Genomic DNA, 12,587 nt, shown 5'->3' with positions numbered 1-12,587 from the left:
TTCCGATCAACGACGAGCTTCCGCGCGCAGCGACCGGCGCAGGAAGTCGAGCTGGTGCGTGAGCAGGAACTCGGCCGTCGGGCGGTGCCCCGCGCGGGTCAGCGGCAGCACCTCGTGCGGGCGTCCGGCCTCCAGCAGCGCGGCGGAGAAGCGCAGCGTGTGCGCGGCCACCACGTTGTCGTCGGCCAGCCCGTGGATCAGCAGCAGCGGCCGGCTCAGCCGCTCGGCCTCCAGCAGCGGGGAGGAGCGGTCGTAGGCCGCCGGGTGCTCGTCCGGCTGGCCGAGGTGGCGCTCGCGCCAGTGGGTGTCGTACATGCGCTGGTCGGTGACGGGGGCGCCGGCGATCGCCGCGTGGAAGACGTCCGGCCTGCGCAGCACCGCCACCAGCGACAGGAAACCGCCGAACGACCAGCCCCTGATCGCCACCCGGCCCAGGTCGAGCGCGGGCTCCAGCTCCGCCGCCGCGTGCAGGCCCTCGACCTGGTCGTTGAGCACGGGCTGGGCGAGGTCGAGGTATACCGCGCGCTCCCACGCCGGTCCACGGCCCGGCGTGCCCCTGCCGTCCACCGCGAGCACCGCGTAGCCCTGCTCGGCGAACCACTGCGAGACGTAGCTGGCCCAGAACGGCTCCGCGGTCGCCTTGCGGATGGCCGGCCCGCCGTACGGGTCCATGAGGACCGGCAGCGGCCCGTCCTCGGGCTGGTACCAGGACGGCAGGAACAGCGCCGCCCGCAGCTCGCGCGGGCCCAGCCTGAGCATGCGCATCCTGAGGTCGAGCACCGGCCGCTCGGCGTGCGAGACGATCTCCTCGCCGCTCGGGCGGAGCCGGGCGCCGATCACCGTGGTGCCGCCGCGCGCGGTGTCGTCGAGCCCGGCCTGGCCGAGCTTCTCCAGGCCGGTGTCGGGGTCGTAGGACCACAACTGGGTCTCGGTGGGCTCGTCGGTGGCGGTGAACAGGACGCTCTCGCCGTCCACCGACCGCACCGCCAGCAGTTGCAGGCCGGGCGGGGTGACGGGCCGCCCGCCGTACAGGAGGGTGCGGGTGTCGTCGCGGTCGGCGCTGGTGAGCAACACCCCCTTCCCGGTACGGCGCGGCAGCCCCGGCACCAGCGTCACCCACGCGTCGTCACGCTGCTCGGCCAGGAGCTCCGTCCGCCCGGTCTCGGGATCGACGGCGAGGACGCGGACCCGGCGCTGGTCGCGGCTCTGCACGGCCGCGAAGGGCCCGTGCGCGTCCCAGCCCGCGGCGGTCAGGTACTCGTCGTCGGCCGCCACCCGGATCCGCGACCCGTCCAGCCCGACGATCCACAACGTCACGTCCGCGTTGGCGGTCCCGACGGCCGGATAGGGGAAGGAGCGCGACGGCCGGGACGGATCGGACGGATCGGCGAGGTGCCAGCGCTGGACGGGCGTGGTGTCCACCCGCGCCACCAGCAGCCGCCGCCCGTCGGGCGCCCACCAGAAGCCCTCGGTGCGCCCCATCGACTCGGGCGCGACGTACTCGGGCAGCCCCCACGTCACCTCGGGACCGTCGGGCTCGGCCACGGCCCGGTCGTCCGCGCCGTCCACGCCGATCACCCGGAGCGCGCCCGCGCTGACGTAGGCGACGCGGCGGCCGGTGGGGTCGGGCCTGGGCGCGCGCACCGGCTCGGCCGCGGGCAGCGCGCCGCCGGCCGTGTGGAGCTGCCCGTCCCGCTCGAAGGCGAGGACCGCGCAGTCGTCGTCGGTCGCGTAGGCGGTGATGCCGGGCCCCGCGACCAGGTGTTCCTCACCTCGGGAAAGGGACCACAGGCTGCTGTCACGCAGGAAGAAGACGGTGGCGCCGTCGGGGGAGACGGTGAAGGAGGACGGCCGGCCGAGGGTGAACCGCTCGGTGCGCGCAAGCTGGCTGAGAAAGGTCATGAACGCAGCTTGGCCGCCCCCGAGATCACGGGAAGCGGCCTTCTTCGTTGTCATTCTACCAGGCTGGTGTCTCCCAGCGACTCCAGCAAGGTGCGCAGCAGCCCGGCCAGTTGTTCGCGCTCGGCCGGTCCGAGCGCGGCCAGCAGACGCTCCTCGTTGTCCACGTGCTTGCCGACGAGCCCGTCAACCGTCTCCAGCCCGCGCGGCGTGAGCCTGATGCGGACCGACCGGCGGTCGCCGCTGTCCCTGACGCGTTCGACGAGATCCTTGGCCTCCATGCGGTCGATCCTGTTGGTGATCGCGCCCGAGGTGACCATGGCCGCCTTGAGCAGTTCCCCCGCGCTCAGCTCGTACGGCGCACCGGACCTGCGCAGCGTGGCCAGCACGTCGAACTCCCACCGCTCCAGCCCGTGCTCCTGGAAGAACGCCTTGAGCTCGCCGCCGAACAGCAGGCTGAGCCGGGAGATCCGGCCGATGATCCCCATCGGGGAGGGGTCGATGTCGGGGCGCTCCCTCTTCCACTGGGCCAGCAGCATGTCCACCGCGTCGCTCATGGGCGAAACCTCTTAACGTTCACAGACTTGACGTTCACACAATAAGGTGATGATATCTCAACGTTGAGATTATCAATGAGAGGTGATCGGCGTGTCCATTGCCACGCGAGAAGATGTGTCACTGAAGGAATGGCTGGCCGTGGCCGCCGTGGCCGTGGGCACCTTCGCCATGGTCACGGTGGAGCAGTTGCCCGTGGGCCTGCTCACCGCCATCGGCGGGTCGCTGAACGTCTCCGAGGGCGCCGCCGGGCTCATGGTGACCGTGCCCGGCCTGGTCGCCTCCGCCACCGCGCCCCTGCTGCCGGTGGCGATCGGGCGGCTCGACCGGCGTACCGTGCTGATCGGGTTGCTCGGCCTGATGGTCGTGGCCAACGCGGTCTCCGTGGTGGCGCCGAACTTCGCCGTCATGCTGGCCTCGCGGTTCCTGGTGGGGATCGGGATCGGCGGGTTCTGGGCGCTGGCGGCGGGCATCGCCGTACGGCTGGTGCCGGAACGCCACGTCCCGCGGGCCACCTCGCTGGCCTTCGGCGGCGCGACCGCGGCCAACGTGCTCGGCGTCCCCGCCGGGACGCTCATCGGCGGCCTCACCGACTGGCGGGTCGCCTTCGCCGCCGTCGGCGTGCTGGCCCTGCTGGTGGTGGGCGCGCTGCTGTGGCTGCTGCCGCGCATCCCCGCCACCGCCCCCGTCCGCCTGCGCGAACTGCCCCGCCAGTTCGCCAACCCCGTGGTCCGCGCCGCCGTCATCTCCACGTTCCTCGTGGTCGCCGGCCAGTACGCGGCCTTCACCTTCATCAGCCCGATCCTGCAGGACGTCTCCGGCGTGCCCGCCGACCTGATCGGGCCGATCCTGCTCGGCTTCGGCGTCGCCGGGGTCGTCGGCACCTTCGTCGGCTCCTCGTGGAACGTCAGGCGCAGGGTCGTCACGCTCAGCGCCACCCTGGCCGTGATCATGGTGATCTTCCCCTTCGCCGGCACCACGCCCGTGACCGGCTCGATCCTCCTGCTCATCTGGGGCCTGGCCTACGGCGGCGCCCCCGTGGCCGTGCAGACCTGGATCCTCCAGGGCGCCGGCGCCTCGGCCGAGGCGGCGACCGCCCTCAACACCACCGTCTTCAACCTGGCCATCGCCTTCGGCGCCGCGTTCGGCGGCATCGTGGCCGACAACCTGGCCGTCACCGGGGCCCTGTGGTTCGGCGCCCTCCTGATGGGCCTCACCGCACTGGCGGCTGTTACTGTGAGCGCGCGACGCGGGGTGCCCGCCAAGGGCTGAGATCGAAACCCGTCGAACCTGATCTAGTTCGGACTAGCGAAGGGACTGTCGTGTTCACCGACGACGTCTGGACCCAAACCGCCGGCCTGCTGCGGGCCATCCACGAGCACCCGTTCAACACCGCCCTGGGCGACGGCACGCTCTCCCGCGAGCGCTTCGCCTTCTACATCGTCCAGGACGCCCGCTACCTGGAGGCGTTCGCCAAGGCCCTGGCCACCGCCGCCGTCAGGGCCGCCGACCCGGACGAGATGGCGTTCTGGTCGCAGGCCGCCCACGACGCCATCGCCGCCGAGCGCACCCTCCACGAGGGCTACATCGAGCAGTACGGCCTGACGGCCGCCGACCTGACCGGCGTGCCCACCTCGCCCACGGCCCTCGGCTACTCCTCCTGGCTCCAGGCCACCGCGCTGTCGGCCCCCTACCCGGTGCTGGCGGCGGCGGTGCTGCCCTGCTTCTGGATCTACGAGGACGTCGGCACCGCGCTGGTGGGCCGCAGTTCCGAGACCCACCCCTACCGCGCCTGGATCGCCACCTACGCCGACCCCGCCTACGCGGCGTCGGTGACGCGGGCCAAGCAGATCACCGACCGCCTGGCCGGGGAGGCCGGCCCCGCGCTGCTGGAGCAGATGCGGGCGGCCTTCGTGAAGGCGGCGGAGTTCGAGTGGATGTTCTGGGACAGCGCCTGGCAACTGGAGACCTGGCCTACCGCGAAGTGGCTCTAGCCGACCGGATCAGAAGCACCACCACGACGATCGACCCCACGGTCGTGAGCAGCAACTTGGCCCAGCTCACGGCCGTCGACCAGGCAGGCATGGCGCCCAGGGCGGCCGCCACCAGAGCGTGCGCGTCCACGCCGGGGAGCACGGGCTCCAGGAACCTGGCCGTGAAGACCTGACTGGGGATGATCACGAGACCGAGGACGAGCAGGATCGGCTGGAAGATCCAGGACAGGATCCGGCCGATCCGCCTGCCGGCCAGGTTGAGCAGCGCCAGGGCCGCCAGGATCACGACGATCACGACCGCCAGGCCCTCGCTGCCGGCGAAGCTGATGCCGTTGCCGCTCAGCAGTTCCACGGACTTGCCCTGGCGGCCCATCTCGGCCTCTGCGGCCCGCTGGGCGGCGGCGCCGTACCTGGTCACGGTGTAGATCCCCAGCAGGAACGGGACCGCGGTGAGCAACTGGATCACTGCGGCGATACGGGTTCTCATGTGTGCCTCCTCGATTTGAACTTAGTAAAACCGATGAGTTGAACAAAGTGCAATAGGGTGGCGTCATGTCGCTCACCAAGGAGCAGATCGTCCTGGCCGCCGTCGAGGTCCTGGACGCCGAGGGCGTGGCCGGTCTGAACATGCGGCGGCTCGGTGTCCAGCTCGACTCGGCCGCGACCGCCATGTACTACCACGTCGAGAACAAGGATCGGCTGGTCGAGCTGGCCGCCGACCACGTTTTCGGCGAGATCGGGCTGCCCGACCCGGCGGTCACGGGCTGGCGCGAGGCCGCCGCCGAACTCGCCCGCGGCGCCCACCGGATGGTCGTGCGCCACTTCTGGCTGATCCCCGCCATGAGCACCCACGTCGTCTACGGCCCCAACAAGGCCCGCTACGACGACCACTGCCTGGCCGTCTACGAGTCGGCCGGATTCGAGGGTGCGCAGGCGGACCAGGCCGCCGCCTCGGTCCTGATGTTCGTGCTCGGCGCGGCCCAGGGAGAGGCGGCCGAGTCCGCCCTGCGCGCGAAGGTACGCCGCGCGGGCGCCGACGAGGAGAAGCGGATGAGCCGGGCGGAGGCGGACATGGTCGAGATCGCCCGGAGCTTCCCTCGCCTGCGGGCCCGCCTCCAGCCCGATCACCCCACCGGTGGCGATCTCTTCGAGTTCGGTCTGGCGGCGCTGCTCGACGGGCTTGACCTCAAGCTCGCTTGAGGTTGAAGGGTAGGGGGCATGAGAGCGATTCATGTGCGAGAGTTCGGCGGCCCCGATGTCCTGACGCCCGTCGAGGTGCCCGACCCCGTCCCCGGCGCGGGCGAGATGGTCGTGGACCTGGCCGTCGCCGACGTCATCTACCTGGACACCCTGCTGCGCGCCGGTTGGGGCGGCGACTGGTTCCCGCGCGAGGTGCCCTACGTGCCGGGCGGTGGCGGCGCGGGCGTGGTCTCGGCCGTCGGCGACGGCGTCGATCCGGCCTGGGTCGGACGGCGGGTGGTGGCCAGGTCGTCCACGGGCTACGCCGAGCGGATCGTCGCCTCGGCCGGCGAGGTGGTCGCGATGCCGGACAAGCTGGGGTTCCGGGAGGCGGCGGCCGTCCTGCATGACGGGGTGACGGCGCTGATGCTGGCCGGGCACGGCGCGATCAGGAAGGGCGAGTGGGTCCTGGTCACCGCGGCGTCCGGCGGGGCGGGATCGCTCCTGGTACAACTGGCCCGCGACGCCGGAGCCAGGGTGGCCGCCGCGGCGCGGGGCGAGCGCAAGCTGGACCTGGCCCGCGAGCAGGGCGCCGAGGTCGTCGTCGACTACTCCGAAGAGGGCTGGCAGCAGCGTGTGCGCGCGGCCACCGGCGGCGCCGACCTCGTCTTCGACGGCGTCGGCGGGGAGCTCGGCCTCGCTGCCTTCGAGGCGGCCGCGGACGGCGGGCGGTTCATCTCCTACGGCAGCTCCGGCGGGGACTTCGCCCGGATCGACCCGGAAGTCGCCGAGCGGCGCCGCGTGCGCGTGCACAACGCGCTGGAGTCGGGCCCGCCGCCGCAGGACAAGGTCCGCGAGATGCTGGCCGAGGCGCTCGATCGGGCCGCGAAGGGCGTCATGACGCCGCGCATCGGCGCCACGTTCCCGCTGGAGCGCGCCGCTGACGCCCACACCTCCCTCGCCGAACGCGCCACGGTCGGCAAGTCACTGCTGCTGGTCCGCTGAGGTCGGCCCCGGGGGCACAACGGCATGGAACGGCCAGGCGGTGACGAGTACGCTGAACGGGTCGCGAGGGAGGACCCATGGTCTTACGGATCGCCGTCACCCTGCTCACCGCACTGGCGCTCCCCGCTCAGCCGGGCGCCCCGGGGTTGACCGTCAAGGAGAACGCGCACCAGGTCAGGGCCGTGGGCCCCGGCTTCGTCCTGAAACTCACCCCCAGGAGACTGTCGGTACGCGTCGACGAAGACCGCTTCGGCGACCCGAGCACCGGCAACCCGATCGTCCGCGAGTCCATCGACCTGACCGGCCGCACCCTGCGCCCGTTCGTGTGCGACCACGGCACCTACACGATCCGCACCGGCACCTTCAACCGCATGTGGCGCGTCTCGCAGCTCGCCAAGCGGCCCCAGCCGTACCCGGACGGCTTCGCGGCCGCCGCACCCGGACTGTTCACCCCCTTCCTGGGCGAACTGCAGGGCACGGTGACCGACGCGGAAGGCCGTACGCTGCGCTTCCTGATCTCCGACCTGGTCCAGGAAGTCCTGGACCGGAATGGTTTCTCCGCCACCGCCCCCATCCACGGCTTCTTCGTGGACAGCCGGGGCAGGGTGCGCGACCGCATCTCCCTGACCGGCCGCTTCAACATCGGCAAGGACGGCCGCCCCGTCTTCGGGATCGAGGACCGGGGAACCTGCCGCCAGATCGCCGACCTGCCCTTCGGACCGGGCAGCGAGCAGGCCGTGGTGACCGGGCCCCTGTTCGTCCTGCCCTTCAAGGCCCCGCTGACGACCAAGGTCCTGCCGTGAGCGTGTTCCACGACGATCCGCACTCCTTCTACGCCGCCTGGCGCGGCCGGTCACCGGTGCTGTGGCTGGACGACGCGCCGGGCGGCGGCCCCGGCTGGCTGATCACCGGCTACGCCGAGGCGCGGGCGGCGCTGGCCGACCCGGCGCTGTCCAAGGCCACCGCGACCGTCGAGGCCGCGCTGGCCAGGCACGGGTCCCGGCCGATGATCAGCGGCCAGTGGCTCACCCAGAGCATGATCAACTCCGATCCGCCCGACCACACGCGGCTGCGCCGGCTGGCGGCCAAGGCGTTCAGCCCGAAGGCCGTCGACGCGCTCCGGCCGAGGATCGCCGAGATCGCCGGATCGCTGCTGGACGATCTGGCCCGCGACGGCGGCGCCGTAGACCTGATGGCCCGGTTCGCCGGACCCCTGCCGATCACGGTGATCTGCGAGCTGCTCGGCATCGTCGAGGACGAGCGCGGCGACTTCCAGGACTGGACCGACACGCTCATCGGCCACGCGCCCGCCGAGGACAAGGCGGCGGCGACCGGCGCGATGGTCGGGTACCTGACGGCGCTGGTCGCCGCCAAGCGCGCCGACCCGGGCGAGGACATGCTGTCGGCGCTGGTCCAGGCGCGCGACGAGGGCGACGCCCTCACCGAGCGCGAGCTGATCGCCACCGCGTTCCTGCTGCTCGTCGCCGGGTACGAGACCACCGTCAACCTGATCTGCAACGCCCTGAACGCCCTGTTCGACCACCCCGGCCAGCTCGCCGCGCTGCGCGCCGACCCGTCCCTGGTCCCGGCCGCGGTCGAGGAGTTCCTGCGCTTCGACGGGCCGGTCGGCCAGGCGAGCTTCCGCGTCACGACCGAGCCCGTGTCCTACGGCGGCGCCGAGATCCCGGCCGGCGAGGTCGTCCAGGTGTCGTTGCTCGCGGCCAACCGCGACCCGGCCCGCTTCCCCGACCCCGACGCCCTCGACATCAGGCGGCCCGCGGCCGGCCATCTCGGCTTCGGCCACGGAATCCACCACTGCCTCGGCGCGCCTCTGGCCAGGATGGAGGCCGAGATCGCCTTCACCATGCTGCTGGCCCGCTTCCCCTCCTTCACCCGAGCCCCCGGCCACCCGCCCGTCTGGACGCGCAGCGACCGCCTGCGCGGCCTGCGCTCCCTGTGGGTGGACCTGGGACCCGCCTACGAGGCGGCGACCGGCAGCCGGAGCGGCCGGTAGATCAGCCCGTCCGAGCTCCACCGCACCGCCGCGAGATCCTCCAGCGCCCGCAGCCCCGGCAGCCGCCCGGTCATCGCGCGGAACGCCTCCTGCAGTTCCATCCGCGCCAGGTTCGCACCCAGGCAGTAGTGCGTGCCGTGCCCGAAGGACAGGTGCGGATGGGGTGGCGCGGTGGCGAAGCGCCGGATGTCGAACCGGCCCGGGTCGGCGTACACGGCCGGATCGTGGTTGGCGGCCGACGGGTTCGGCAGCACGACGGTCCCGCCGGGCACCACCCCGCCGGACAGCTCGACGTCCCTGGTCACCAGCCGCAGGAGCCCGTTGCCGCCCGACCCCTCGTACCGCAGGATCTCCTCCACCGCGGGCTCAAGCAGTTCCGGGTACGCCGCCAGTTGCCCGTACTGCCCGGGATGGCTCAGCAGGCGGAACACGCCCCTGATGATGATCGAGGCGGTGGTCTCGTGCCCCGCCAGGATCAGCGTGAACACCATGTTGGTCAGCTCGTCCTCGCTGAGCCTGTCGCCGTCGTCGCGGGCCGCGATGAGCAGGTCGAGCAGGTCGTCGCCGGGAGCGGCCCGGTGGGTGGCGATGAGCTCGCGGGCGTAGTCCAGGAACGCCGCGAAGTGCGCGCCCCTGGCCTCGGCGCTCGCGTCGGAGGTGGACAGGAACGTCTCCGTCCAGCCGCGGAACTGGTCGAAGCGGTCCATGGGGACGCCGAGCATCTCGCAGATCACCCGGGCCGGCAGCGGCAGCGCGAAGTCGGTCACCACGTCGAACTCCGTGCCCGCCCGGTCCAGCAGCTCGCCCGCGATGGCCGCGGCGCGCGGCCGCCAGCGTTCGATGTGCCGGGGGGTGAACGTGCCCTGCATGATCCGGCGGTACCGCGTGTGCTCCGGCGGGTCCTGGTTGATCAGGGCGGCGGGGTCGTCGTCCACGCTGGTCCCGGTGACCATCCTGGGCAGACCGGGGGTCCGCAGGTTCCGGCTGCACGCCGGTGAGGTCATGAGGGTGCGGACGTCGTCGTACCGGACGGCCATCACGATCTTGTCGCCGCTCGGCATCGTCGTCGGTTCCAGGGGCGCCTCGGCATGGCGCCGGGGCAGGTCGGGCGAGGGTGAGCCGAGGGGGCCCGGCGGCAGGTCCGGCCAGGGCCAGGTGGTGCTGGACTGTTCCATTCAGGTCGCCTCCTTGCACCTGAATGGAACGTACGAGACAGTCCGTAGCCAGTCAATCTCTCCAGGTATTTGGGACCGCGAGATTAAGAGCCACAAAATTTCATTCGACAAAGATTGAATGAAGACAACCTTCGCCACTATGTTCATGATCGCCCTGGCCGTATCCCCCGAAACGGGCCTTCAGAGAGGTGAGCATGCGCATGACCTGGCCGAAGCTCATCAAGTCCGCGACCGTCACCGCCATTTGCGCGCTCGCCGCCGCCACGATTCCCCAGGCCGCCTCCGCACAGGTCGCGGCCGTGTCCCACAAGAGCCCGTTCAACTGCGGGAAGACCTTCAACGCCAACAACTGGAAGCCGACCCACAACCCGGCCGGCTCCATCGACTGGCAGGACTACAACGGCGACGGCGTCAACGGCGAGCAGGTACGCGCCACCGCCGCCGGCACCGCCTACTTCCACGACGCCGGCGGCACCAGCTACGGCAAGTGGGTGGAGATCCGGCACAGCGACGGCAGCAGGACGCGGTACGCGCACCTGTCCAGCATGGTCAGGGGCGCCGGCGGCTCGATGAGCGTCGCCCAGGGCACCGCCATCGGCGCAGTCGGCGCGACCGGCGGAGCCAAGGGCCCGCACCTGCACTACGAGCAGCGGACCGCCGGCGGCTCGATGGACACCAGCCCGACCGTGGACGGCGTGACCGTGTCCCTGGGCCAGAAGAAGCCCGTCAAGAGCACCAACGGGTGTGGCGGCGGAAGCGGCAACCCCACCAACCCCGGCAACCCCTACACGCCCGAGCGGGCGTGCGGCAGCGGCTACGCGGTGATCGACTCGGCGGCGCTGGCCGGTGGCCGCACCTACCTGCTGTACAACGCGGGCAACGGGAACAACTGCGTCGTCACGATGAAGTCGTCCAACATCGGCAAGTCCACGGCCGTCTCCGCCTTCCTGGAGCCCCAGGGCGAGCGCCGGGCGACCGACTCCGGCAACTACGGCTACTACGCCGGGCCGGTACGGTCCAACGCGGCCAAGCAGTGCGTCCGGTGGGGTGGTTCGGTGGGCAGCAGCGCGTACACCAGCCCGTTCGAACACTGCGGCTGACCGCGCGACGGTCTCCGGAGACCGTCTCATCATGCGAGCAAGAACGCGAAGACTGCACGCGGCCGGGCGGGACTACATCTGGACCGCCCGGCTCTCCCACGTGTCCGGTGACTCCGACTGCCACAGATGTGTACGCGTGCGGGTCTGGGGCGCGGGCAAGAACAGCCAGGCGCTCCACGCGGACCTGCTGTCCAAGGCCGTCCTGCCATGGGGCTGCGCCACCGACGACAGCCACCCGACCCCCGCGGACGTCCTCCAGCTCATCACCCACGCCCTCGCCCAAGGCTGGAACCCCGACCACGTCGGCGGCTCCTTCTTCCTGAGTGAAGCCGAATCCGACTTCGACCTGCCCGGCTTCCTCCTCACCGACCGCCTCCGCGACACCTCGTCACCAGACCCGACGGCCCGCGTACTCCACGCCTTCAAAGCCCGGCGATGAACCCCCTGCGGACAGCGGCATGACACCCTCATTCCTCCAGACCAAGCAAACGGCCACCATCAAGCGCTACGTCATGCCGGGCCGAGCCCTGGCCAAGGACGCATCCTGGAAAGCAAACTCGTCCACGCCGGAGCCGGATACTGCTTCGCACTGGCCCGCTTCGCCGAACCCCGGGACGTGGAGATCCTGACCGCGTACCTGGACCATTACCTGCCACGCCTGGACTGCCATTACGCCCTCCTCCACAGGCGACCGCGACGCGGAGCGCTATCTGGTCCCGAACGGCCTGTGGTCGCAGTGACGATGCGTGACCTGGATCCGGCCGAATGCAAAAGCAGCAGTCGGAGAGGCTCGGGCACAATGAGCCGAAACCGGAAAACAAGCCTTGTCAGACGCCGGTTGGCTAGTGATCGCTGCCGCAGGCGCCAGAACCATTCCGCAATAACCTTTGGCAGGCGCACAATCAACCCCCCTTTATGCCTGCAGGCGCGCCGCATTCTCTGGCGTACTCTCCCTGAAGGCCAGCGCACAAACCAGCGCCGTTAGCGTGAAGCCGGCCACGACGGGGACACCCAAGAGGAACACGAATGCGAGGCGTTCATCGGGTATCCACGCATCGTAGGCCGGCTGGAAGTGGAGGATGACCAGCATGGCGAAGGGCGCCAGCAATCCCGCAACAGGCCAGTGCGGCAGGCGGGCCAGTAGCGCGCCCAGCAGGCTCAAGGGGAACGGCGCGATCATCAACGCGGCTGCCAGCCGGAGTTCATCTTGCGAATCATCGACCGGCCACTGGGAGAGGAGCAGGAATGCGACTGCCACCCCGAACCCCGCCAAAACCGATTTGAATAAGAGGCGCACCAGATGATTGTCGCGGATCAAGGGCGGCCAGGTCGACTGGGAGCCCGTCGGAGGCGCTAGGTTGGAGCCGTGCTTCACGGTGAAGGGGTGAACGGCGTGGAGGTTCGGCCGAAGGGCTGGCACAGGGAGTCACTCATCCACCTGCTCAAGTTGACCGCCTGCGTGGTGGCCCTCTTCGTGGTGACGCTGGTCGTCGACTACTTCACCAAAGGACCGGCAGAGATCACCGCGACGTACCTCACAGTGCGCCCTCTCACGCTCGCCTTCTTCTGGCTGATCGGCGCGATCTTCATCTGGCGATGGGGCTACATTCGCTCGCTCAAGCGGCAGAACGATTCAAACGGAGTCGAGCAGTAGGGGAGATCCCCC

General features: G+C 70.8%; 15 protein-coding genes and 1 riboswitch. Of the genes, 10 read left to right on the top strand and 5 right to left on the bottom strand.

Annotation, left to right across the window (positions count from 1 at the left end; all coding sequences use genetic code 11):
* Positions 1 to 6: 6 nt before the first annotated feature.
* Positions 7 to 1,902 (bottom strand): prolyl oligopeptidase family serine peptidase, encoded by a 1,896-nt coding sequence (locus ACIBEJ_RS39740; RefSeq protein ID WP_397188116.1) that lies wholly within the window; start codon positions 1,900 to 1,902, stop codon positions 7 to 9.
* Positions 1,903 to 1,952: 50 nt separating this feature from the next.
* Positions 1,953 to 2,456 carry a MarR family winged helix-turn-helix transcriptional regulator gene (locus ACIBEJ_RS39735; RefSeq protein WP_397188115.1) on the bottom strand — a complete coding sequence of 168 codons (504 nt, stop codon included), beginning with the start codon at positions 2,454 to 2,456 and terminating at the stop codon, positions 1,953 to 1,955.
* Between the two features lie 115 nt (positions 2,457 to 2,571).
* Here ACIBEJ_RS39735 and ACIBEJ_RS39730 point away from each other — a divergent pair, with 115 nt between their 5' ends.
* Both ACIBEJ_RS39730 and ACIBEJ_RS39725 read left to right on the top strand, forming a co-directional pair.
* Positions 2,572 to 3,726 carry an MFS transporter gene (locus ACIBEJ_RS39730; RefSeq protein WP_397188114.1) on the top strand — a complete coding sequence of 385 codons (1,155 nt, stop codon included), beginning with the start codon at positions 2,572 to 2,574 and terminating at the stop codon, positions 3,724 to 3,726.
* A riboswitch (TPP riboswitch) is annotated at positions 3,695 to 3,789 on the top strand. (Overlaps the previous gene by 32 nt.)
* Positions 3,777 to 4,448: a TenA family protein gene (locus tag ACIBEJ_RS39725; RefSeq protein ID WP_397188113.1), complete on the top strand. Its 672-nt coding sequence runs from the start codon at positions 3,777 to 3,779 to the stop codon at positions 4,446 to 4,448. It overlaps the preceding riboswitch by 13 nt.
* Here the strand turns inward: ACIBEJ_RS39725 and ACIBEJ_RS39720 are convergent.
* Positions 4,429 to 4,935: a hypothetical protein gene (locus ACIBEJ_RS39720; RefSeq protein WP_397188112.1), complete on the bottom strand. Its 507-nt coding sequence runs from the start codon at positions 4,933 to 4,935 to the stop codon at positions 4,429 to 4,431. The two genes, ACIBEJ_RS39725 and ACIBEJ_RS39720, sit on opposite strands and share 20 nt — an antisense overlap.
* Positions 4,936 to 5,000: 65 nt before the next feature.
* Here ACIBEJ_RS39720 and ACIBEJ_RS39715 point away from each other — a divergent pair, with 65 nt between their 5' ends.
* The 4 genes from ACIBEJ_RS39715 to ACIBEJ_RS39700 all read left to right on the top strand — a co-directional run bounded on the left by ACIBEJ_RS39715 (position 5,001) and on the right by ACIBEJ_RS39700 (position 8,646).
* Positions 5,001 to 5,648 carry a TetR/AcrR family transcriptional regulator C-terminal domain-containing protein gene (locus ACIBEJ_RS39715; RefSeq protein WP_397188111.1) on the top strand — a complete coding sequence of 216 codons (648 nt, stop codon included), beginning with the start codon at positions 5,001 to 5,003 and terminating at the stop codon, positions 5,646 to 5,648.
* 18 nt (positions 5,649 to 5,666) lie between these two features.
* A complete protein-coding gene (locus ACIBEJ_RS39710) occupies positions 5,667 to 6,632 on the top strand; it encodes a zinc-binding dehydrogenase (protein WP_397188110.1) in 966 nt (321 codons plus the stop codon).
* A gap of 77 nt (positions 6,633 to 6,709) precedes the next feature.
* A complete protein-coding gene (locus ACIBEJ_RS39705) occupies positions 6,710 to 7,435 on the top strand; it encodes a hypothetical protein (protein ID WP_397188109.1) in 726 nt (241 codons plus the stop codon).
* Positions 7,432 to 8,646: a cytochrome P450 gene (locus tag ACIBEJ_RS39700; RefSeq protein WP_397188108.1), complete on the top strand. Its 1,215-nt coding sequence runs from the start codon at positions 7,432 to 7,434 to the stop codon at positions 8,644 to 8,646. The genes ACIBEJ_RS39705 and ACIBEJ_RS39700 overlap by 4 nt, the downstream gene beginning before the upstream one ends.
* Here the strand turns inward: ACIBEJ_RS39700 and ACIBEJ_RS39695 are convergent.
* Positions 8,610 to 9,821, bottom strand: coding sequence for a cytochrome P450 (locus tag ACIBEJ_RS39695; protein WP_397188107.1), 1,212 nt, complete (start codon positions 9,819 to 9,821; stop codon positions 8,610 to 8,612). The genes ACIBEJ_RS39700 and ACIBEJ_RS39695 overlap by 37 nt on opposite strands.
* Before the next feature lie 200 nt (positions 9,822 to 10,021).
* Between ACIBEJ_RS39695 and ACIBEJ_RS39690 the strand changes: the two genes are divergently transcribed.
* The 3 genes from ACIBEJ_RS39690 to ACIBEJ_RS39680 are packed head-to-tail and all read left to right on the top strand — an operon-like array spanning position 10,022 to position 11,906.
* Positions 10,022 to 10,921 (top strand): M23 family metallopeptidase, encoded by a 900-nt coding sequence (locus tag ACIBEJ_RS39690; protein WP_397188106.1) that lies wholly within the window; start codon positions 10,022 to 10,024, stop codon positions 10,919 to 10,921.
* Between the two features lie 31 nt (positions 10,922 to 10,952).
* Positions 10,953 to 11,360 (top strand): hypothetical protein, encoded by a 408-nt coding sequence (locus ACIBEJ_RS39685; RefSeq protein ID WP_397188105.1) that lies wholly within the window; start codon positions 10,953 to 10,955, stop codon positions 11,358 to 11,360.
* A 30-nt stretch (positions 11,361 to 11,390) separates the two neighbouring features.
* Entirely contained in the window at positions 11,391 to 11,906 is a 516-nt protein-coding gene (locus tag ACIBEJ_RS39680) for a DUF6000 family protein (protein ID WP_397188308.1), read from the top strand.
* Here the strand turns inward: ACIBEJ_RS39680 and ACIBEJ_RS39675 are convergent.
* Positions 11,835 to 12,239 (bottom strand): hypothetical protein, encoded by a 405-nt coding sequence (locus ACIBEJ_RS39675; RefSeq protein ID WP_397188104.1) that lies wholly within the window; start codon positions 12,237 to 12,239, stop codon positions 11,835 to 11,837. The genes ACIBEJ_RS39680 and ACIBEJ_RS39675 overlap by 72 nt on opposite strands.
* A 66-nt stretch (positions 12,240 to 12,305) precedes the next feature.
* Here ACIBEJ_RS39675 and ACIBEJ_RS39670 point away from each other — a divergent pair, with 66 nt between their 5' ends.
* Positions 12,306 to 12,575: a hypothetical protein gene (locus ACIBEJ_RS39670; protein WP_397188103.1), complete on the top strand. Its 270-nt coding sequence runs from the start codon at positions 12,306 to 12,308 to the stop codon at positions 12,573 to 12,575.
* The last annotated feature ends 12 nt before the right edge of the window (positions 12,576 to 12,587 follow it).

The sequence above is a fragment of the Nonomuraea sp. NPDC050790 genome, from assembly GCF_044456745.1.
Taxonomy (GTDB): Bacteria; Actinomycetota; Actinomycetes; order Streptosporangiales; family Streptosporangiaceae; genus Nonomuraea.
The sequence above is the reverse complement of the archived record's forward strand: the minus strand, read 5'-3'. Positions and strand labels throughout refer to the sequence as shown.